The organism is Streptomyces sp. NPDC104371 (genome assembly GCF_055583785.1).
Window position 1 is genome coordinate 402180 of the sequence record NZ_JBVJNF010000003.1, and the last position, 19767, is coordinate 421946.

At 70.3% G+C, this 19767-nt stretch carries 19 protein-coding genes and 1 riboswitch; of the genes, 10 read left to right on the top strand and 9 right to left on the bottom strand.

What is annotated here, in order from left to right:
- The first annotated feature begins 9 nt into the window (after nt 1–9).
- Nucleotides 10–369: a zinc ribbon domain-containing protein YjdM gene (locus tag ACZ60T_RS12500; RefSeq protein WP_469665844.1), complete on the top strand. Its 360-nt coding sequence runs from the start codon at nt 10–12 to the stop codon at nt 367–369.
- Between the two features lie 70 nt (nt 370–439).
- On the opposite strand, the gene ACZ60T_RS12505 is transcribed toward ACZ60T_RS12500, so the two are convergent.
- From ACZ60T_RS12505 to ACZ60T_RS12520, 4 genes are read right to left on the bottom strand one after another with little or no spacing between them, the layout of a single operon-like run.
- Nucleotides 440–1705: an FAD-dependent monooxygenase gene (locus ACZ60T_RS12505; RefSeq protein WP_365626492.1), complete on the bottom strand. Its 1266-nt coding sequence runs from the start codon at nt 1703–1705 to the stop codon at nt 440–442.
- A 17-nt stretch (nt 1706–1722) separates the two neighbouring features.
- A complete protein-coding gene (locus ACZ60T_RS12510) occupies nt 1723–2370 on the bottom strand; it encodes a maleylpyruvate isomerase family mycothiol-dependent enzyme (RefSeq protein ID WP_365626496.1) in 648 nt (215 codons plus the stop codon).
- Complete coding sequence (locus ACZ60T_RS12515; RefSeq protein ID WP_469665845.1) at nt 2370–3203, bottom strand: fumarylacetoacetate hydrolase family protein; 834 nt, start codon at nt 3201–3203, stop codon at nt 2370–2372. The genes ACZ60T_RS12510 and ACZ60T_RS12515 overlap by 1 nt, the downstream gene beginning before the upstream one ends.
- Entirely contained in the window at nt 3200–4384 is a 1185-nt protein-coding gene (locus tag ACZ60T_RS12520; protein ID WP_469665846.1) for a cupin domain-containing protein, read from the bottom strand. Before ACZ60T_RS12520 ends, ACZ60T_RS12515 begins: the two co-directional genes overlap by 4 nt.
- 77 nt (nt 4385–4461) lie before the next feature.
- On the opposite strand from ACZ60T_RS12520, the gene ACZ60T_RS12525 reads away from it, so the two are divergent.
- Nucleotides 4462–5223 (top strand): IclR family transcriptional regulator, encoded by a 762-nt coding sequence (locus ACZ60T_RS12525; RefSeq protein WP_365626506.1) that lies wholly within the window; start codon nt 4462–4464, stop codon nt 5221–5223.
- A gap of 81 nt (nt 5224–5304) precedes the next feature.
- Here the strand turns inward: ACZ60T_RS12525 and ACZ60T_RS12530 are convergent, their stop codons facing one another.
- Complete coding sequence (locus ACZ60T_RS12530) at nt 5305–6066, bottom strand: IclR family transcriptional regulator (RefSeq protein ID WP_365626511.1); 762 nt, start codon at nt 6064–6066, stop codon at nt 5305–5307.
- Between the two features lie 80 nt (nt 6067–6146).
- Between ACZ60T_RS12530 and ACZ60T_RS12535 the strand changes: the two genes are divergently transcribed.
- The 3 genes from ACZ60T_RS12535 to dmpG are packed head-to-tail and all read left to right on the top strand — an operon-like array spanning nt 6147 to nt 8952.
- On the top strand, nt 6147–6971 hold the full coding sequence (locus ACZ60T_RS12535) for a 2-keto-4-pentenoate hydratase (RefSeq protein ID WP_469665847.1): 825 nt from the start codon (nt 6147–6149) through the stop codon (nt 6969–6971).
- Nucleotides 6968–7912 (top strand): acetaldehyde dehydrogenase (acetylating), encoded by a 945-nt coding sequence (locus tag ACZ60T_RS12540; RefSeq protein WP_469665848.1) that lies wholly within the window; start codon nt 6968–6970, stop codon nt 7910–7912. Before ACZ60T_RS12535 ends, ACZ60T_RS12540 begins: the two co-directional genes overlap by 4 nt.
- Complete coding sequence (dmpG, locus tag ACZ60T_RS12545) at nt 7912–8952, top strand: 4-hydroxy-2-oxovalerate aldolase (protein ID WP_365626521.1); 1041 nt, start codon at nt 7912–7914, stop codon at nt 8950–8952. Before ACZ60T_RS12540 ends, dmpG begins: the two co-directional genes overlap by 1 nt.
- Before the next feature lie 21 nt (nt 8953–8973).
- On the opposite strand, the gene ACZ60T_RS12550 is transcribed toward dmpG, so the two are convergent.
- Complete coding sequence (locus ACZ60T_RS12550; RefSeq protein ID WP_469665849.1) at nt 8974–9624, bottom strand: TetR/AcrR family transcriptional regulator; 651 nt, start codon at nt 9622–9624, stop codon at nt 8974–8976.
- 203 nt (nt 9625–9827) lie between these two features.
- Between ACZ60T_RS12550 and ACZ60T_RS12555 the strand changes: the two genes are divergently transcribed.
- Genes ACZ60T_RS12555 through ACZ60T_RS12565 form a run of 3 tightly spaced genes read left to right on the top strand, consistent with a single transcriptional unit; the run spans nt 9828 to nt 13200 of the window.
- Nucleotides 9828–11375, top strand: a complete 1548-nt coding sequence (locus ACZ60T_RS12555) for a bifunctional 3-(3-hydroxy-phenyl)propionate/3-hydroxycinnamic acid hydroxylase (RefSeq protein ID WP_365626527.1) — start codon at nt 9828–9830, stop codon at nt 11373–11375.
- A gap of 47 nt (nt 11376–11422) precedes the next feature.
- On the top strand, nt 11423–12355 hold the full coding sequence (locus tag ACZ60T_RS12560) for a VOC family protein (RefSeq protein WP_365626530.1): 933 nt from the start codon (nt 11423–11425) through the stop codon (nt 12353–12355).
- A complete protein-coding gene (locus ACZ60T_RS12565; protein WP_469665850.1) occupies nt 12355–13200 on the top strand; it encodes an alpha/beta fold hydrolase in 846 nt (281 codons plus the stop codon). The genes ACZ60T_RS12560 and ACZ60T_RS12565 overlap by 1 nt, the downstream gene beginning before the upstream one ends.
- 92 nt (nt 13201–13292) lie before the next feature.
- Here the strand turns inward: ACZ60T_RS12565 and ACZ60T_RS12570 are convergent, their stop codons facing one another.
- The 3 genes from ACZ60T_RS12570 to ACZ60T_RS12580 are packed head-to-tail and all read right to left on the bottom strand — an operon-like array spanning nt 13293 to nt 18343.
- Nucleotides 13293–16046 (bottom strand): bifunctional YncE family protein/alkaline phosphatase family protein, encoded by a 2754-nt coding sequence (locus ACZ60T_RS12570; RefSeq protein ID WP_469665851.1) that lies wholly within the window; start codon nt 16044–16046, stop codon nt 13293–13295.
- Between the two features lie 3 nt (nt 16047–16049).
- Nucleotides 16050–17405 (bottom strand): ABC transporter permease, encoded by a 1356-nt coding sequence (locus ACZ60T_RS12575; protein ID WP_469665852.1) that lies wholly within the window; start codon nt 17403–17405, stop codon nt 16050–16052.
- On the bottom strand, nt 17402–18343 hold the full coding sequence (locus ACZ60T_RS12580; RefSeq protein ID WP_469665853.1) for an ABC transporter ATP-binding protein: 942 nt from the start codon (nt 18341–18343) through the stop codon (nt 17402–17404). Before ACZ60T_RS12580 ends, ACZ60T_RS12575 begins: the two co-directional genes overlap by 4 nt.
- Before the next feature lie 208 nt (nt 18344–18551).
- A riboswitch (cobalamin riboswitch) is annotated at nt 18552–18673 on the top strand.
- Nucleotides 18674–18709: 36 nt separating this feature from the next.
- Between ACZ60T_RS12580 and ACZ60T_RS12585 the strand changes: the two genes are divergently transcribed.
- The gene (locus tag ACZ60T_RS12585) at nt 18710–18931 is read left to right on the top strand and encodes a CbtB domain-containing protein (RefSeq protein WP_365626547.1); all 222 of its coding nucleotides are present in this window, start codon (nt 18710–18712) and stop codon (nt 18929–18931) included.
- 21 nt (nt 18932–18952) lie between these two features.
- The gene (locus ACZ60T_RS12590; RefSeq protein ID WP_365626550.1) at nt 18953–19711 is read left to right on the top strand and encodes a CbtA family protein; all 759 of its coding nucleotides are present in this window, start codon (nt 18953–18955) and stop codon (nt 19709–19711) included.
- The last annotated feature ends 56 nt before the right edge of the window (nt 19712–19767 follow it).

The following is a 19767-nucleotide window of genomic DNA, read 5'->3' on the forward strand; positions in this document are numbered from 1 at the left end:
ACTTCCGCCGTGAGCGACAACCTTCCCCCCTGCCCCGAGTGCGCCGGCGTCTACACGTACGAGATGGGCGCCCTGCTGGTCTGCCCCGAGTGCGGACACGAGTGGACCCCCGTCTCCGCCGAGACCGAGGCCGGTGACTCCGGTGCGCGTGTCATCAAGGACGCGGTCGGCAACGTCCTCGCCGACGGCGACACCGTGACCGTGGTCAAGGCCCTGAAGGTCAAGGGCAGCCCGAGCGGCATCAAGGCGGGTACCAAGGTCCGCAACATCCGCCTCGTCGAGGACGGCGTCGACGGCCACGACATCGACTGCAAGATCGACGGCTTCGGCGCGATGCAGCTCAAGTCCAGCGTGGTCAAGAAGGCCTGACGTCGGCGGTCGGTGTACTGCTCGGGGGCGGGGCGGCCGGACTCGGTCACCTCGCCCCCGCACGTGGTCCTCAGATGGCCACGGAGTTCAGCGGGATCGGGCGGAACATCTCCGGTTCCTGCTCGGGGAGCAGGGCCGTCGGGCCGTAGATCCAGTCGATGAACGAGTAGTCGTAGATGTCGCGTTCGCGCAGTACGGCGTTGCGCTGCAACCGGAGCAGGCCCTCCAGGTGCCACAACTCGCCCCAGGCGCGGGCGGTCTCGACGACGCGGCGGCAGTGTTCGGGGCGCACCGCCTCGTAGGCGGCGAGCGCCGCGTCCCAGTCGACACCCGAACCGGTCTCGGTACGCCGGGCCCGCTGCGCCGCGACGTGTTCGCCGAGCACCCAGCCGTCCTCGATCGCCATGATCGCGCCCTGCGCCATGTACTGCAGGGGAGGGTGCGCCGCGTCGCCGAGCAGGGCGATCCGGCCGGTCACCCAGGTCGTGATCGGATCGCGGTCGTACATCCGCCACCAGCGGTCGCGCCACATCAGCTTCAGGCCGTCACGGACCGGGGCGCAGGTCTTCTCGAACGCGGTGTCCAGTTCGTCCGGGGTTCCCCAGTCCTCCTTCCCCGCCAGGGCCTTGGGCGACTCGAAGACCGCGACCTGGTTGAACATGTCGCCGCCCCGCAGCGGATACTGCACGAAGTGGCAGCGCGGGCCGACGTACACGACGACGTCCCCACCGTGGATGTCGTTCCCGGCCACCGTCTCGAACGGCACGGCGGCACGGTAGGCGACGTACGCGGAGTTCACCGGCTCGTCCTCGACCAGGAGTTGGCGCGCCACCGAGTGCAACCCGTCGGCGGCGACGACCACTTCGGCCTCGTCCGCGCGGCCGTCGGTGAACGTGACCCGGGCTCCGGTGCCGGTGTTCTCGTACGCGGTGCAGTGCGCGTCGGTCACGAGGTCCACCCCCGCGCGTTCACAGGCGCGGAGCAGGATGCCGTGCAGGTCGCTGCGGTGGATCACCAAGTAGGGGTAGCCGTAACGGGCTTCGAGGTCGCGCAGGTCGAGGCGGGTCAGCTCCTCGGCGTCCACCGCGTCCTTCATGACCATGTTCTGCGGCAGCACACCCAGGGACTTCGCCTCGTCCAGGAGGCCGAAGTGGTCCAGTATCCGGGTGCAGTTGGGGGCGAGCTGAAGGCCCGCGCCGACCTCGCCGAAGGCGGGGGCCTGTTCGTACACCCGGACGCTCAGGCCCTGACGGGTGAGGGCGAGCGCACCGGCGAGGCCGCCGATGCCGCCTCCGACGACGATCGCGTCGACACGAGTGGGGGAGGGGTCGTTCATGGAATCGGTCCTTCTCTTCACAGCCACGCGGGCAGGACGGGCAGGGGGGTGCCGTCGGCCGTGGTCACCCCGGTCGTGGGGCGTCCCGCCAGATAGGCGACGACCTCGGCGCGTGCGCCCACCAGTTCCGGCACCGCACCGGGGCCCCGCCGGGCGCGGATGTCCGCCTCCAGCTCCCGCAGGAAGGTGTCGGGCAGGTCGGCGAAGGTGATCCCGGCGGCGAGATCCACGGCATGGACCAGGACCTCACGGCCGCGCAGATACGGGATCTCGCTCGCCGGTACGGTGCGGCCCTGCGCGGTGACCACCTCGGCCCGCCACGCCTGTTCGGACAGGGCGGCCATCCCGGTGGCGAGCCGCGCCGCCGACGCGGTGAACCAGCGCGTCAGCTCCGCCCCGCCGAGGCGGCTTCCCTTCTCGATGTCCTCCGCACGCTGCTGCGGGGAGGCGTACATGGGGGTCCGCTCGCCGGTGCGTGCCCAGTGGACCAGGTTGCCGAGGGCCTCGGCGTTGGCCGCCAGATGCGCCACGACATGCCCGCGCGTCCAGCCCGGCAGGGCCGAGGGGGCGGCGAAGTCCTCCTCGGAGAGCCGGACGAGCGCCGAGGTACACAGCGCGGTACCCGTGGCGACCCACTCACGTGAGGTGCTGTGCGTGCGTGCCATCACGCGCCCTCGGGGACGACGCGGTTCTCCAGGCGGCCGATGCCCTCGATCTCGGTGACGACGGTCTCGCCGCCCTGGAGGAAGACGGCCGGCTTACGGGCGTGGCCGACGCCGCCGGGGGTGCCCGTCGCGATGATGTCGCCCGGGTTCAGCCGCACCATCGTCGAGACGTAGCGGACCAGCCGGACCGGGTCGAACAGCAGGTCGCCGGTGTTGTCGGACTGCATGACGCGGCCGTCGACCTCGCAGCGGATGGCGAGCGCCGGGCGCGGCCCGGTCTCGTCCGCGGTCACCAGGAACGGGCCGACGGGGGTGCTGGAGTCCCAGTTCTTGCCCTGGAGCCACTCCCGGGTCCGGAACTGCCAGTCGCGGCAGGTGATGTCGTTCAGCACGGTGAAGCCCGCGATCGCGGCGCACGCCTGCTCCTCGTCGGCGCGGCGCACCTGGCGGCCGATGACGACGGCGAGTTCGGCCTCCCAGTCGAACTGCTCCGTCTCCACCGGGCGTCGGATGTCGTCGTGCGCGCCGATCAGCGTGTCCGCGAACTTGGAGAAGAGCGTGGGGTGTTCGGGCAGGTCGCGGCCCATCTCCTGAATGTGGTTGCGGTAGTTGAGGCCGACGCACACGACCTTGCTGGGGCGGGGCACGACCGGCGCGAAGTCGGCCCCGGCGAGCGGGTGGCGCGGGCCGTCGGCCGTCGCGGCGGCGGCGAGACCGCCGGGTGCGGCCAGTACCGCGCCGACATCGGGCAGGCCCAGCTCGACGAGCTGGTCGCCGTCGGCGCGGACGGCGGCGGTGTGCTGGTCATCCAGCCGGATGGTGGCGAGCTTCATCGGTTGTCCTTCGGGTCCTTCTCGGTGTGGCTGCGGAACAGGTCGAGCTTGGTGAGGATCGGGGCGTCGCTGAACTGGAACAGGTCGAGCGCCCCGGAGTCGGAGTCGGACCCGGACGCCTGCGAACGGATCGACAGCGGCTGCCAGGACGGCACGACGAACAGGTCGCCGCGCGTCACCGACCAGGAGCGGTCGCCGACCGTGATCCGGCCGGACCCGTCGAAGACCTGGTAGACCGACGAGCCGGTCTCCCGGTGCGGCGCGGTCTCGGTGCCGGTGGCGATCCGGTGGAACTGGGCCCGGATGGTGGGGAGTACGTCCCCGCCGTGGGTCGGGTTGGTGTAGCGGACGAGGGCGTGGCCGGGCTCGACCGTGCCCGCGTTGCCCGCCGAGTCCGTACGTTCCAGGTCCAGTTGGGCGGCGAGAGCGGCGTCGGTGTCCACCCAGCGGTAGCACAGCAGCGGCGTGCCCTCGCGGTGCCCGAACCCCGATACGGGCGCCAGGCCGGGGTACCCCCACAGCCGCTGTGAGCGCGACAGGCCGGGGGTGGCGTGCTCGGCCTCGCTGAGCGCGTCGCGGCCGAAGTCGAAGAACTGCGCCTCGATGCCGTACTGGAACGGGATGTCGAGCCCGTCGAGCCAGGCCATCGGCTCGCGCGCCGCGTTGTGATGAGCGTGCCAGTGCATACCGGGCTGGGGCAGGAAGTCGCCCCGGCGCATCGGCACCGGATCGCCTTCGACCACGGTCCACACACCCTCGCCCTCGACGACGAAGCGGAACGCGTTCTGGGTGTGGCGGTGCTCGGGGGCGTTCTCGCCCGGCATCAGGTATTGGATCGCGGCCCACAGGGTCGGGGTCGCGTAGGGCCGGCCGCCCAGGCTCGGGTTGGCGAGCGCGATCGCCCGGCGTTCCCCGCCGCGGCCGACCGGCACCAGACGGCCCGCCTGCGCCGCGAGGTCCATCAGCTTGCGCCACTCCCACAGGTGGGGTCGCGCCTTGGACTGCGGGTGCTCCGGCATGAGATCGCCGATCTCGGTCCACAGCGGCACGAGCAACTCCTGCTCGAAGCCTCGGTAGAGGTTCTCCAGCTCGGGCGTGACGGGCGGCTGACCGGGCCGGTCCTCGGCCGTGAGGCTGACCGGCGAGGTGGGGACGCGTGCGTCGGACTTCGCATCAGACATGGGGCGAATATCGGCCCGCCTGACGGAATCAGAACAGAGGATTCTGCTCTGCGGAACAATCGTGTCAGGATCAGGGTATGGCCAAGCCGATGAAGACCCCGCCTCCCTACGCCCCGAGCAGCGTCGACCACGCGCTCCGACTGGCACAGATCCTTCAGGTCGACGGGTCGATCACCGTCTCCGACGCCGCCCGGCGCCTGGACGTCGCCCGCTCCACGGCCCATCGACTGCTGACCGCGCTGGTCTACCGCGACTTCGCGGTGCAGGACGAGGACCGCAGCTACCGGGTGGGCCCCGTCCTCGCGCTCGCCGAGCGCGCCCGGTCCGGCCTCGGCGCGCTCCGCGCGGCAGCCGTCGGACCGATGCGCGCCCTGGTGGACCGGCTCGACGAGTCCGTGAACCTCAGCATCCGCACCGGCCGCACCGTCCGGATCATCGCCTCGGCCGAGTGCGGGCAGGCGCTGCGGGTGGGCAACCGAGAGGGCACGGTCTTCCCGGCCCACCAGGCCACCGGCGGCCTGATCGAACTGGCGGCGCTCCCGGACGAGGAGATCGCCGCGCTGTACGCCGACGACCGACGCACCCCCGAAGCGGACCGGCCGGATCTGGCGGAACTGCGCCGGGAGCTGTGGGCGGTACGACGCAGCGGCATCGCACTCAACCTGGAGCGCACGGAACGGGGCGTGGTGGCGGTGGGGTGCGCGGTCAAGGACCGCACCGGCGCCACGACAGCGGCACTGTCGGTATCGATGCCGAGCGTCCGCTACACCCCCAGAATGCTGAAGCCCCTCACGGCCGCACTGACGAACACGGCGGACGAGATCACGGCGGCGCTCTGAGACGAGGACGGGTGACCTGGCTCGGATCAGCCAAGCGGGCCGTGCCGGGTCACCGGGCTGGAGCGGCTCAGCGAACCCGGATCACCCCACCGGATTCCGCCGAAGCAGCGTGCTGGCGAACCCCGTAGCCGCTGCCCGTACCTGTGTGACGAACCGTTCCGGGCGGAAGCGTCCCGTGGGGCCCGCCACGCTGATCGCGGCGATCGGTCTGCTGTCGAGTCCGAGTACCGGTGCCGCCACGCACTGGAGGCCGACCGTCGACTCCTCCTGTTCCAGCGCGACGCCGGTCTCCCTGATCTCCCGCAACTGGCGGCGCAGCGCGCCCGGCGCGACGATCGTGCGCGGGGTGCGCCGCTCCAGCGGGCCGGTCAGCACCTCCTGCCACAGCGCCTCGTCGGAGTGCGCGAGCAGCGCCTTGCCGATCGCGGTGCAGTGCAGCGGCATGCGCCCCCCGGTGCGCGAGGGCGCCTTGGCCTGGCGGTGGCCACCGATCTTGGCGATGTACACGACGTCGTGCCCCTCGCGCACCCCGAGATGGACCGTTTCGTGCGTGCGCTCGTACAGGTCCTGGAGGAACGGCATCGCCATCTCCAGCAGGCTGAGTTCGGGCGCGGCGAGGATGCCGAGCTCGAAGAGGCCGCGGCTCGGGCGGTAGCCGCCCTCGACACGGTCGAGCAGGCGGTTCGCGACCAGGGCCCCGGACAGCCGGTGCACGGTCGCCTTGTGCAGGCCCGTGCGCCGTACGAGTTCCGCCAGGCCGACGGCCTGATCGTCGGGCCGGAAGGCCCGCAGGATCGCCACCGACTTGCCCAGCACCGTGTCCAGACCGGTTGGTTCCGTCATGCGTCCAGACTACGTGCGCCGTATCGCTGAGCGAGACGAAGTGCTGGTCCGGTGCGCGACCCCGGCCACACAGTGAAGCCGTGACCGAGAACCAAGGGCTCGCCTCCGCGAGCACGTCCGACATCGCCGCCGCTGCCGCGCGGCTCGCCGAGGCGCAGGCCTCCGGTGTGCCCTGCACGCCCGTACGGGACCTGATCGGCCGGAGCGACCTCGCCGCCGCGTACGCCGTACAGGCCGACTCGATCCGGCGGCGCCTCGCCGAGGGCGCCCGGATCACCGGCCGGAAGGTCGGTCTGACCTCCGAGGCGGTGCAGCGCCAACTCGGCGTGGACCAGCCCGACTTCGGCGTCCTCCTCGACGACATGGCCTACGAGGACGGCGGCGCGATCCCGGCCGGGCGGATCCTCCAGCCCCGTATCGAGGCGGAGATCGCGTTCGTGCTCCGCGCCGACCTGGCCGAAGGCCCGCTGGACACCGCGCAGGTGCGGGACGCGATCGCGTACGGCGTCGCGGCGCTCGAGGTCTGCGGCAGCCGCATCGCCGACTGGGACATCAGCCTCGGCGACACCGTGGCCGACAACGCCTCCTCGGGCGCGTACGTGCTCGGTACCCACCGACGCACCCTCGCCGAGACGGAACCGGCCGGCGTCGTGATGTCGATGACCGTGAACGGCACGGAGGTCTCCACCGGAACCGGCGCGGCCTGCCTCGGCGACCCGGTCGAGGCCGTCGCCTGGCTGGCCCGTACGGCCCGCGAGTTCGGCGATCCGCTGCGCGCGGGCCAGGTGGTCCTGTCCGGCGCGCTCGGCCCGATGCGACCGGTCACCCCCGGCGACACCGTCACCGCCACTCTGTCCGGTTTCGGTGCCGTGACGGTCCACTTCAGTGAGGGAGAGGGCGCATGAGCAGGACGAAGGTCGCGATCATCGGCTCCGGCAACATCGGCACGGACCTGATGATCAAGGTGCTGCGCGGCGCGCGACACCTGGAGATGGGCGCCATGGTCGGCATCGACCCGGACTCGGACGGTCTCGCCCGCGCCCGGCGGCTGAAGGTGCCCACCACCCACGAGGGCGTCGACGGCCTGATCGCGATGGACGGCTTCGACGAGATCGACATCGTCTTCGACGCGACCTCCGCCAAGGCCCACGAGGCGAACGCCGCCCGGCTCACCCCGCTCGGGAAGCAGTTGATCGACCTCACCCCGGCCGCGCTCGGCCCCTACGTCGTGCCCGCCGTCAACCTCGACGAACACCTCGGCGCGCCCAACGTGAACATGGTGACCTGCGGCGGCCAGGCCACGATCCCGGTCGTCGCCGCGATCAGCCGCGTCGTGCCCGTGGAGTACGCGGAGATCGTCGCGTCGATCGCCTCGAAGTCGGCGGGCCCCGGCACCCGCGCCAACATCGACGAGTTCACCGAGACCACGGCCGCGGCCATCGAGGCGGTCGGCGGCGCGCGCCGGGGCAAGGCGATCATCATCCTCAACCCCGCCGAGCCGCCGCTCATGATGCGGGACACGGTCTTCTGCCTCGTCACGGCCCCGGACCCGGCGGTCCACGAGGAGATACGGCGCTCCGTCGCGAAGATGGCCGCCGACGTCGCCGCGTACGTGCCCGGATACCGGCTCAAGCAGCAGGTGCAGATCACCGAGATCCCCGAGGGCCGACCGGTCGGCACGCTCCTCGCCGACGGCGGCACCCGGCCCACCCACCAGGTGTCGGTCTTCCTGGAGGTCGAGGGCGCCGCACACTACCTCCCCGCCTACGCCGGGAACCTCGACATCATGACCTCCGCCGCCCTCCAGGTCGCGGAGCGCAGCGCAGCACGGAAGGCAGGCCGCTGATGGGGACCCCGATCTTCGTCCAGGACGTCACACTGCGCGACGGCATGCACGCCGTACGCCATCGGATCACCCCCGAGGACGTCAAACGCATCGTCACCGCCCTCGACGCGGCGGGCGTCGACGCGATCGAGGTCGCCCACGGCGACGGCCTCGCGGGCGGCTCCGTGAACTACGGCCCCGGCTCGCACACCGACTGGGAGTGGATCGAGGCCGCCGCCTCGGTACTGAAGCGCGCCCGCCTCACCACGCTGCTGCTGCCCGGCGTCGGCACCGTGCACGAGCTGAAGCGCGCGTACGACCTCGGGGTCCGCTCGGTCCGCGTCGCCACCCACTGCACGGAGGCCGACATCTCCGCGCAGCACATCGCCGCGGCACGCGAACTCGGCATGGACGTCTCCGGGTTCCTGATGCTCTCCCACATGGCACCGCCCGAGGAACTGGCCCGGCAGGCCCGGCTGATGGAGTCCTACGGCGCGCACTGCGTGTACGTCACGGACTCCGGTGGCCGCCTCACGATGGCCGACGTGGCCGCACGGGTCCGCGCCTACCGGGACGTGCTGGACCCCGGGACCGAGATCGGGATCCACGCCCACGAGAACCTCTCGCTGGCGGTCGCGAACTCCGTCGTCGCCGTCGAGAACGGCGTCCGCCGCGTCGACGCCTCGCTCGCCGGTCACGGCGCCGGGGCGGGCAACTGCCCACTGGAGGCGTTCATCGCGGTCGCGAACCTGTCGGACTTCACCCACGGCTGCGATCTGTTCCGGCTCCAGGACGCCGCCGACGACCTCGTACGCCCCCTCCAGGACCGCCCGGTGCGGGTCGACCGGGAGACCCTCACCCTCGGGTACGCCGGTGTGTACTCCTCGTTCCTCCGGCACGCCGAAGCCGCTTCCGCGCAGTACGGAATCGACGTCCGCGACCTCCTCATGGAGTGCGGCCGGCGCCGTCTGGTGGGCGGTCAGGAGGACATGATCTTCGACGTCGCGCTCACGCTCGTGGCCGAGCGGGCGGAGCGGCCCACGTCCTCGCCGCGGTCATGACCGACGCTCCGCGCGGGGCGCTCAGCGAGGAGCGAGCAGTGCCTCGCCCAGCGCCGCCATAGCTCCGGTCAGCTCCCGCATGTACTCGGGTATCGGCTTGCCGTCCTCCGCCTGGACGGACACGAAGGAGCCGTCGAAGACGGCCATGCCGAAGTGGGAGAGGGCGTTCGCGACCGTGGTCGCCGCGTCCTCGCCCTCGCCGATGAACGACGAGCGGATCACGTGGTGCATATAGGCGCGGCCCTCGTCGCGCACCCTGATCACGGTCCGCAGGGCCTCCGGCGCCTCGGCCGCCTCATGGCTCATCACCAGCACCAGCACCAGCCGCAGGAACTGCTGATGATGACTCAGCACCTCGCCGATGCGCTGGAGATACCAGTCGAGGCGCTCGCGCGGGGTGCCGCCTTCAGGGGCGTCCCGGTGCGCCTCCCGCAGGGCGTCGAAGAATTCGTGCGCGCCCCGCTCCATGACCGCCGCCAGCAGTCCCGCCTTGGAGTCGAAGTGGTAGTAGAACGCGCTCTTCGGGAGGCCCGTCTCCTGGATGAGCGTGGACATCGACGTGCCCGCGTACCCACGGACGGACATCACCCGGGCCGTCGCGTCGAGGATCTCCTGCCGGGACCGCCTGCCGCGACGGTTTTCGGAGCGCGCCTGCCGCGCGGAATTCTGCACAGCCCGAATTTTAGAAGCCCGCCCCGCCGAGCCCGCCCCCGGTGTCCGCCGCGGCCGAAGCGTGAGACGAAGTCGATGACCACTACATCGACCCTTGACACACAGCAGATACGTACTTCAAGAATGTACCGACCGATCGGTCCAATAGTGATCGGTCCATCAATTCATCCCGCAATGTTGCGGATGGACGACGGAGTCATCGCATGACCCAGAGCTACGACGCGGACGTCGCCATCGTCGGGTACGGCCCGACCGGAGTGATCGCCGCTCACACCCTCGCCAGGAACGGCGTCTCGGCCGTGGCCCTCGAACGGGACAAGGACATCTACCCCCGGGCCCGAGCCGTGACCGTCAACGACTGGACGATGCGGATCTTCCAGGACCTCGGCATCGACGAGCGGATCGAGAAGAAGATCGATCCCCAGCGTGCCCTGCGCTGGGTCAAGTACGACGGCACCGAGATCATGCGGATCGAGCACCCGCCGTCGTCGCTGGGCCGTAAGCCGCGCTTCTACAACATCTACCAGCCGATCATGGAGGCCGAGCTCCGCGCGGCCGTCGAGGACGCGTACTCCGACCTGGTCACCGTCCACTACGGTGCCGAGGTCACCGGCATCGAGCAGGACGCCGACGGCGTCACTGTCACCTCGGTCGTCGACGGTGAGACCCGCACCGTCCGGGCTCGGTACGCGATCGGTGCCGACGGCGGCAGCAGCGCCACCCGCGACATGATCGGGTGCAAGCTGGACGGCGACACCCACGATTTCACCTGGGTCGTCATCGACTGCCACGTCAAGCGCTGGTGGCCGGACCGCGACTTCCTGACCTTCTGGTCCGACAAGGAGCGCCCGGTCGTCGACATCGCGCTGTCCGCGGGCAACCACCGGTGGGAGATCCCGCTCAAGCCCGACGAGACCCCGGCGGACTTCCCGACCAGCGCCGAGGTGTGGCCGCTGCTCAAGGCCATCGGTGTCACCGAGGACGACGTCGCGGTCCACCAGCACGCCTTCTACAAGCACCATGTCCGCATGTGCGACACCTGGCGCAACGACCGTGTCTTCCTGGCCGGTGACGCGGCGCACCTGATGCCGCCGTGGGCCGGTGCCGGTATGCAGAGCGGTATGCGCGACGCCCACAACCTGGGCTGGAAGCTGGCCCGGGTGATCAAGGGCGAGCTGTCCGAGAGCTGGCTCGACACCTACGAGGCCGAGCGGCGCCCGAACGTGGCGTTCTTCACCGACGTCGCGGTCGGCCTCGGCCGGGTCATCAAGCAGGAGGCCTCCGAGGAGGAGACGGCCGCGATGAACGCGGTGCCCGAGAACACGGTCACCCCGTACGAGCCGCCGCTCAACCGCCCGCCGGTGCTCGAAGGCGGATGGATCAGGGGCGCGATCGGCGACGCCAGCGTCATCGGCCGCATGATCCCGCAGCCGATCGCCGGTGACACCGTCGGCCGGATGACCCGCCTGGACGACCTCCTCGGCAGCGGCTTCGTGCTGCTCGGCGACGACGTCGACCCCGCGACCGTCCTCACCGCCGAGGAGAAGGCCGGCTGGGACGCGCTGGGCGCTCGCTGCATCGCGGTGCGGCCGAAGACCGCGTACACGCAGGGTTCCGACGAGCTGGTCGACCTCGAAGAGGTCCTGCTGCCCTGGATGCGCCGCTACGGCGCCCGTGTCATCGCCGTGCGCCCGGACAAGTTCGTCGCCGCGGCCGACACCGACGGCCTCGCGGTGCCCACCGCCGCCTGAGACAGCGCACCCCGCCACACCCCCTCCGCGAGAAGAGGAGATGACACATGTCCGGTGTCAAGGAACTCAGCTACGTCGTCTACGAGGCGAGCAGCCTCACCGACTGGGAGCACTTCGGTGTCGACCTGCTCGGCATGCAGTACGGCGAGAAGACCGACAACGGCTTCACGCTGCGCACCGACGAGAAGGCGCACCGCTGGATCGTCACCGAGGGCCCGGCCGACGATCTCGTGGCCAGCGGCTACGAGGTCACGGACGGCGCCGCGCTCGACGCCCTGGTGGAGACGGTGCGCGCGGCCGGGATCGAGGTGACCGAGGGCGACGCCGAGCTGGCCGCGGCGCGCAAGGTGGACCGGATCTTCCTCACCACGGACCCGATGGGCAACCGTGTCGAGCTGGTGACCGGACTGGCCGACGCGCCCACCCCGTTCGCGTCCCCGCACCTGGTCGGCGGCTTCGTGACCGGCGCGGGCGGCGCGGGCCACCAGGTCCTGCTGGCGCACGGTGTCTCCCGCGAGACCTATCTGGCCTTCTACATCGACCTGCTCGGCTTCAAGGTCAGCGACATCATCGTGGAGGAACTCACCCCCGGTGTCTTCGCCGACCTGATCTTCCTGCACTGCAACGGCCGCCATCACACCGTCGCCTTCGGTGACATGCCGTCGCCGAAGAGGACCCACCACTTCATGGTCGAGGTGACCGACATCCACGATGTCGGCGCCGCCTACGACCGGTGCGTGGACGCCAAGCAGCCGCTCGAGATGACGCTCGGCATGCACCCCAACGACCACATGTTCAGCTTCTACGTCTTCAGCCCCTCCGGCTTCAGCATCGAGTACGGCTGGGGCGGGCTGATCATCGACGACGAGACCTGGGAGGTGAAGACGCTCGACCGGCTGAACAGCTGGGGCCACCGTCCCCCGGGCGTCGTCGCCGAACTCCTCGCCGCCGCACCCGACTTCCGGAAAGAGAACGACTGATGCCTCTCGCACCCCAGGACATCGCCCGCACCGTCGAGGCGGGCGGCCGCACCCTGCGCTACTACGAGGCGGGCTCCGGTCACCCTGTGATCCTGCTGCACGGCAGCGGCCCCGGCGCGACGGGCTGGAGCAACTTCGCGGGCAACATCGAGGCGCTCGCCGAGCACTTCCATGTGTACGCCGTCGACATGCCCGGCTGGGGCGAGTCGGACCCCGTGACCATCGACGAGATCGACCACGTCGGGACGGCGCTCCAGTTCCTGGACGCCCTCGGCATCGACAAGGCCGCGTTCGTCGGTAACTCGATGGGCGGCCACACCTCGCTGCGGATCGCCACCGAACACCCCGACCGCATCTCGCATCTGATCACCATGGGCCCGCCCGTCGGCATGAAGCCCACGCTCTTCGGTCCCGGGGGCGGCCCCTCGGAGGGGCTCAAGGTGCTCATCGAGACGTACCACGACGCGAGCCCGGAGAACGTGCGCCGACTCGTCGAGATCATGGTCTACGACAAGGCCCGCTTCGCCACCCCCGAGCTGTGCAAGGCGCGTTCGGACGCCGCGCTCGCCCGCCCGGAGCACCTGCGCAACTACGTGGCGGGCCTGCCGAAGGGCGCGCCGATCCCGAAGTGGGTCGACCACACCCTGCTCGCACAGATCCAGGTGCCCACGCTGCTCATCCACGGCCGCGACGACCGCGTCGTCCCGTTCGAGACCTCGCTGAACCTGCTGGCGAACATCCCGGACAGCCGACTGGTGCTGCTCAACCGGTGCGGTCACTGGGCCATGATCGAGCACGCCGAGGAGTTCAACCGGCTGGTCATCGACTTCGTCGCCAACAACTGACCTGCCTCGAGAGGGAGTTGGACAAGAAGGGCGAAAGGGCCCCTGGCCGGTGGTGACACCGGCCAGGGGCCCCTCGGTGCGTTCGTCCTGGGTCAGCCGTCGTTCTCCGCCGACGGGATGAACGCGCCCGGCACGTCCTTCGGTGCGAAGATCTTGCTCTCGCCCGGGTACGGCTTCTTCCAGCCGTGCGTCTCGTACCAGGTGAAGTGGTTCATCTGCGCGGGGTTCGCGTAGTCGGGCACGGCGTGGGGACCGGTCAGCCGCTGCTGCGACTTCCACTTCTCCCACGTCGTCACGAGGTCCTGCTTGTCCGCCGGGACCTTGGTCGACGGCACGGCCGCCGCCGAGGGGTTCTGCGGCGCCGGGGTGTCCACACCGCAGGACGGCGGGGTCTTCAACCCGTCGGTCAGCGGCGTCCGGTTGGGCAGCACGGTGAACGGGGTGTAGTCCGGCTTCTGCGTGAAGGCGGCGCGCATGGGGCTGGCCGCGCTGTCCTTCTGGTTCATCGGGCGGACCCCGAGGATCTGCTCGATGGTCCGGATCATCGTGATCTGGGAGTAGTAGTGGCTGTCGACGACGCCGTGCTTGGCCCAGGGGCTGATGATCTGGATCGGGGCCCGGTGGCCGTCGACGTGGTCGAGCCCGGCCTGGGAGTCGTCCTCGAGGACGAAGATCGCCGAGTCCTTCCAGTACTTGCTGTGCGAGATCTTGTCCACGATCCTGCCGGTGGCGAGGTCGTTGTCCGCGACCTGGGCGGGCCCGCTCGCCGGGCCACCCGTGTGGTCACTGGAGAGCCAGAACATGTTCAGGTTCGCCGGACCGTTCTGCTCGAAGTCACGCTTCCAGATCTCGTACCGGTAGACGTCCGGGATGCTGGTGTCGAACTTCGGGAAGCCGTGCACCGACACGTCGTTGAGCGACGGGATCGGCGAGGACGAGTTGAGCGGGTAGGCAGTGTCCTGCCCGGTCGCCGCCATGTTCTTGGCGTCGCAGTACAGGTTCTGCCAGCTCGCGCCCGACGGCTTGGTCAGGAACTGCTGGAACTCACCGAAGTTGCGCACCGACTTGCCGGACGCCTGCGCGCCGGTCCACAGGAAGCCGGTCCGCTGGTGGCCGAGGGCGTCGTCCTCGGTGTCGTAACTGCGCTGGTAGGCACCAGCGGAGGACTCGGTGTACTCCGGGTTGTCCGCCTGCATCAGCCAGTTGTGGCCCTCGGCGGAGTTCGTGCCGATGTCGTACGTGTTGTCGTACAGGCCGAACTGCCGCACCAGCGCGTGCTGGTTGGGCGTCACGTTCTCGCCGAACTCCGCCAGCGACGGGTCGCCGTTGCCCTCGGGGACATCACCGAGGACCTGGTCGTAGGTCCGGTTCTCCTTGACGATCATGAAGACGTGCTTGATCGTCGAGGGGTCGCCGATCCGCTCCGGCACGGGCACCGGCTTCTTCTTGCCCTTGCCCTTGGCCAGCTTGACCGAGTCGCCGTTCCAGCCGTTCTGCTTGAACACCTTGGCCGTCTGCGACTTGATGACGCGATCGCTCGGCAGCGTGAACCGCTGAAGGCTCGACGTCGTGTCGTGCGTCCCGTGCCCGGCGGGGTTGTTGGGGCGACGGGCGTCCACCCCACGGGTGTTGGAGACCACGATCTGCTTGCCCACGGTCGCGATCTCCGCGGGGAAGTAGTCCGTCGGGAGCAGACCGACGTAACTGACCGGCTCCTGCGCGGAGGTGTACCGGTAGACGGCGACCGCGTTGGCCCGGCCGAGCGTCACCAGCAGACGGCCGTCGTCCGTGAGGGTCACCGCGTCGGGCTCGTAGCCCACCGACGCCTCGGGCCACGGCTGGGTGGCGATGGTCTGCACGACCTTGTTCTTACGGGTGTCGATGACCGACACGTCGTTGGTGGCCGTGTTGGTGACGAACAGCGCGCCCTTCTTGGCGTACAGGGCAGTCGGGTGCAGACCGACGTCGATGCTGCCGACGGCGGCGTCCGGCTTCGCCAGGTCGATGACGCTGACCGTGCCGGTGGTGGTGGCCGCGGTCACCTGGTCGGCCGGCACCTGGGTGTTGTACGAGTTGATCGTGGGCTCACCGGGCTTGGCCGGACGCCCGCCCTCGTTGCTGACGTAGAGCTTGGATCCGATCATGAGCATGTCACGTGGAGCGTTGCCGACGCTCCAGCTCCGCTGGACGGCACCCGTCACCGCGTCGAGGGCGACCACCCGGTTCTGGCCGTTGACCGCGGAGTACACGGTGGAGCCGTCGGCCGAGAACACCGCCTCACCGACCAGCGCGTGCTTGGGCCCGTCGGCCGCGATCTTGATCGACGTCGGGTCGCTGACGCTGCCGTCCGGGTTCACGGTGAACCGGGTGTACCCGTCGTTCTGCCCCAGCCAGAGCTGCGAACCGTCGGGCGAGTACGTCGGACCTTCCTGCCCCACGTCATTGCCGCTGATGCGCGGCGTGGACGACGCGGAGTTGCCGACGAGCTGCTGAACCTTCCAGCTCTTCAGGTCCATGATGGCCAGCGCCGAACCACCGTCGGTGACCGAGGCCGCGAGATGGGTGCCGTCCGGGCTGACGGACGACGACATGATCTTGCCGTTGTTGATGAGCAGACGTTCGCCGTACGGGGCGATGTACTGGTCGCTGGAGACGACCTGCCCCTGCGCGGTGGTCTGGCCGACCTGGTCGGTGCCGAACTGGTGCGTCTGCGCGATCGCGGTACCGGCGGCGACGAGGGTCCCGGCGGTGATACAGGCCGTCACCAGGGTCCGGCGGCCGACGCGTCGACCGGGAAGGCCGGAGTACTCCTTCCCGACGCGTCTACGACGGCGTGTTACCTGCATGGGTCATCCCTTCGAGGTGGGGAGCAGCTCGACATTGCCGTCGAACTGCCATAGCGGGTTCGGCGCGTCCCCGATCGGGGTCCGCACCAGGAAGTAGCCGTTCACTTCCTTCGGTCCATCGCCATCGGCCATGAACCGCCCGTCCGCGGTGACGTCGAGTTGGTAGATGGCCGTCCCGGGGGCCTCGACGCCGGGCAGATGCCAGGAGACGACACAGCGCCAGTCGTTGCCCGGCCCCCGCGCGTCGGCCGTGACATTGCCCTTGTGGCAGGCCGCCGACGCCCGCACCTGCGCCTCGGTGACGGCGGGACGGTGGAGCTGCTCGGTCTGCATGCGATAGAGGTGGGCGAACGCCGTGGCGACCGAACGCTCCACCTTGTCCTGCTCGATGCCCGACCCCGACGCCCCGCTCGCCGCCGCGACGACGGGGACCGACACGGCCAGCAGCCCGGCGAGCGGCACGACGCCGAGGGTGAGCGCGCGGTGGCCCAGACCGTCGTCGGTCAGATTGGTGAAGTCCCGCCGCAGGAACAGCAGATACGCCAGCGCCGTCGCCACCACCGCCCACACCAGGCTGACCACGATGCCGATCACGAGCGGGCCGAGCTGGGCCGGTTCCGCGAACAGGCCGTTCCAGGCGATGAAGGCGTACCCGGGCAGCGCCAGACGGACGGCCACGGGCAGCGGCAGCATCTGGGCGAGCTGCATCGCGAGCGCGACGAGCGCGGGCAGCAGCAGCCCCATCGGGGACCGTCCCAGCACGACCGAGCCGAGCAGACCGATCGCCGCGAGCGCCAGGGTCGGGCCGAGGACACAGACCCAGGCGAGCAGGACCTTGCCCGCGGCGTCCGAGGCCGACAGCAGATGACCGTCGAGGCCGACCAGCGGCCGATGACCGACCGTCAGCAGCCCGCCGACCGCACTGGAACAGGCCAGCCCGGCCACGAGCACCAGGATGACCGTGAGGCTCGCCAGCGCCTTCGCCACGAAGATCCGCCGCGGCGAGCGGACCGCCACCAGCAGATGACGCCAGGTGCCGAGCCGGTCCTCGGAGGCGAACACATCACCGGCCACCAGCGAGGTCAGCAGCGGCAGCGCCCAGGTGCCCGCGAAGCCGAGGATCACCAGCGGCCCGGCCCACCCCGTGGCGAGCATCCAGCGGCCGAAGAGTGTGTCGACGGGGAGTGTGCTCTGCTGACTCACCCCGGCGACGAACACCGCCGGAGCGATCCAACAGGCCAGGACCAGCAGCCGGATGCGCCACTGCGAGACGACCTTGACCAACTCGAAGCGGTAGCCGCGCCCGACCGGGACGCGGGGGGCACGCACAGCTCTGTCGGCGGTGAGCGTCGCGGTCAACTGCCGTTCTCCTTCTGCTCGGTGAGGGCGAGGAACGCGGCCTCGAGCGGCGACACCACGGGGGCCAGTTCGCGCAACGCGATGCCCGCGCCCACGAGCCGCACGACCAGTTCGTCGAGAGCGGGCACCAGCGCGCGGATGACGAGCAGGTCGGAGTCCTGCCGCACCCCGGCGTCGTCCACGACCCGCACCCCGGCCGTCCCGTCGGCCAGTCGGCGGGCGGCCCGCGGGTCCGACGTCAGCAGCCGGTAGTCCAGTTCACGGTGGTCGGTGGCCAGCTTGCCGAGCGGACCGGAGAAGACGACGCGCCCGGTGGCGATGATGGTGACCTCGGAACACAGCGCTTCGAGGTCGTCCATACGATGGCTCGACAGCACCACGCTGGTGCCTTCCGCGGCCAGCCGGGTGAGCACCCCGTGGACATGCTTCTTGCCCGCCGGGTCAAGGCCGTTGGACGGCTCGTCGAGCACCAGCAGCCGGGGCCGGGTGAGCAACGCCGCGGCCAGTCCCAGCCGTTGGCGCATGCCGAGCGAGAAGCCGCGGGCCCGGTCGTCGGCGACCTCGGTGAGCCCGACCTGGTGCAGAACGTCGTCGACGCCCGACAGCCCCGCGTCCAGGCCGCGCAGAGCGGTCAGCGCGGTGAGGTTCTGCCGCGCGGTGAGCGAGGGGTACAGACCGGGACCGTCCACGAAGCCCGCGACACCGTCGGGGGTGGCGAGCGCCCGCTCGACCGGAGTGCCCAGGACCTCCAGCCGGCCGCTGTCGGCGACGGCCAGTCCCAGCAACAGGCCGAGCAAGGTGGTCTTGCCCGCGCCGTTCGGTCCGACCAGGCCGTGGATCTGGCCCTGCGCCACATCCAGATCGATGCCGTCGAGTGCGACGATGTCACCGAAACACTTGGTGATTCCGCGAGCTCGGATTGCGGGGAACGTGTCCATGGGCCCCTTCCTTCGAATCCTCCAAGGACCCTAGGGGCGTTACACCGCGCCGGGGTAGACCTCGTGGTGAACGCTGCGCCAACAGTGGGTCACCTTCGGTCACGGTGGCGGGAAACCAACGAATCAGGGCCTGTTGCGCCTTGGCCCCGAAACGAAGATCACACCAGGTCAGCGCGGTCTTGGCGAGGCGCGCGAGTCGCGATACGGTCTGTCCGATATCGACGACGGCGAGACGGAAGCCGGTGGGAACCCGGCACGGTCGCGCCACTGTGTGCGGGACACCTTACGTGTCCCGTGAGTCAGACCCGTGGCCGTCGTCCATGAAGCACCGAGATGGGACGCGAACTCCCCAAGGAGGCTCTGCCAATGGCGCAGACCGTCGCTCAGCCGACATCCACCACACCCGCACTCCCCGCCAAGCTGCCGCTGACGGCGATAGCTCCCTGGGCGGCCTTCTTCGGCGTCCTGATGCTGGTCCTGCTGTACTTCGTGGGCGCGGAGCAGGGCGCCACCTCCGTGTTCAGCGGCACGGACGTCCATGAATGGGTGCATGACGCCCGCCACCTCCTCGGCTTCCCCTGCCACTGACGCGAGGAACGCCGCACACCCATGAACTCCACCACTGTAAGAAGCCTGTTGGTGCGGGGCATGCTCGCCGGCCTGGCCGCCGGTGTACTCGCCCTGGTCGTCGCCTACTTGCTCGGCGAACCGTATGTCGACCAGGCGATCGGCTTCGAGGAAGCCCATGCCCATGCCCATGAACACGAGATGGAGGTGGTCTCCCGCTCCGTACAGTCCACCGCGGGCCTCGCCACCGGCGTCCTCGTCTACGGGGTCGCCTTCGGCGGCATCGCCGCCCTCGCCTACTGCTTCGCGCTCGGCAGGGTCGGCCGCCTCACCCCACGGGCGACGGCGCTGCTGCTGTCCGGCTGCGCGCTGCTCGCCGTCTATGTCGTCCCGTTCCTGAAGTACCCGGCCAACCCGCCGTCGGTCGGCGAAGCCGACACCATCGGCAAGCGGACCACCCTGTACTTCCTGATGATGCTGCTCAGTGTCCTGCTCGCGCTCGCCGCCACCATGGCGGGCAAGCGGCTGGCGCCGGGCCTCGGCACCTGGTGGGCCACCGTGGTGGCCGTGACCGGCTTCGTCGTGGCGATCGGGCTGGCGTACGCCTTCCTCCCGGCCGTCAACGAGGTGCCGCAGCACTTCCCGGCCGCCCTGCTCTGGCGGTTCCGGCTCTCGGCGCTGGCCATCCAAGCCGTCCTGTGGACCGGATTCGGCCTGCTCTTCGGTGAGTTGGCGGAGCGCCTGCTCAACCCCCGCGCCGCGGCGGTGCGTTCCCCGCACACCGCCCCCGCCGCGAACTGAACGACGGTGTGACGCACATCCGGCGCCCGCGCGAACTCAGCGCGCGGCGCCGGTGT

Excerpts from the sequence above, each read along its gene's own strand:
- ACZ60T_RS12505 (WP_365626492.1), bottom strand. The coding sequence starts at position 1,705 with ATGAACGACCCCTCCCCCACTCGTGTCGACGCGATCGTCGTCGGAGGC.
- ACZ60T_RS12510 (WP_365626496.1), bottom strand. The coding sequence starts at position 2,370 with ATGGCACGCACGCACAGCACCTCACGTGAGTGGGTCGCCACGGGTACC.
- ACZ60T_RS12515 (WP_469665845.1), bottom strand. The coding sequence starts at position 3,203 with ATGAAGCTCGCCACCATCCGGCTGGATGACCAGCACACCGCCGCCGTC.
- ACZ60T_RS12520 (WP_469665846.1), bottom strand. The coding sequence starts at position 4,384 with ATGTCTGATGCGAAGTCCGACGCACGCGTCCCCACCTCGCCGGTCAGC.
- ACZ60T_RS12525 (WP_365626506.1), top strand. The coding sequence starts at position 4,462 with ATGGCCAAGCCGATGAAGACCCCGCCTCCCTACGCCCCGAGCAGCGTC.
- ACZ60T_RS12530 (WP_365626511.1), bottom strand. The coding sequence starts at position 6,066 with ATGACGGAACCAACCGGTCTGGACACGGTGCTGGGCAAGTCGGTGGCG.
- ACZ60T_RS12540 (WP_469665848.1), top strand. The coding sequence starts at position 6,968 with ATGAGCAGGACGAAGGTCGCGATCATCGGCTCCGGCAACATCGGCACG.
- dmpG (WP_365626521.1), top strand. The coding sequence starts at position 7,912 with ATGGGGACCCCGATCTTCGTCCAGGACGTCACACTGCGCGACGGCATG.
- ACZ60T_RS12555 (WP_365626527.1), top strand. The coding sequence starts at position 9,828 with ATGACCCAGAGCTACGACGCGGACGTCGCCATCGTCGGGTACGGCCCG.
- ACZ60T_RS12560 (WP_365626530.1), top strand. The coding sequence starts at position 11,423 with ATGTCCGGTGTCAAGGAACTCAGCTACGTCGTCTACGAGGCGAGCAGC.
- ACZ60T_RS12565 (WP_469665850.1), top strand. The coding sequence starts at position 12,355 with ATGCCTCTCGCACCCCAGGACATCGCCCGCACCGTCGAGGCGGGCGGC.
- ACZ60T_RS12570 (WP_469665851.1), bottom strand. The coding sequence starts at position 16,046 with ATGCAGGTAACACGCCGTCGTAGACGCGTCGGGAAGGAGTACTCCGGC.
- ACZ60T_RS12580 (WP_469665853.1), bottom strand. The coding sequence starts at position 18,343 with ATGGACACGTTCCCCGCAATCCGAGCTCGCGGAATCACCAAGTGTTTC.
- ACZ60T_RS12585 (WP_365626547.1), top strand. The coding sequence starts at position 18,710 with ATGGCGCAGACCGTCGCTCAGCCGACATCCACCACACCCGCACTCCCC.
- ACZ60T_RS12590 (WP_365626550.1), top strand. The coding sequence starts at position 18,953 with ATGAACTCCACCACTGTAAGAAGCCTGTTGGTGCGGGGCATGCTCGCC.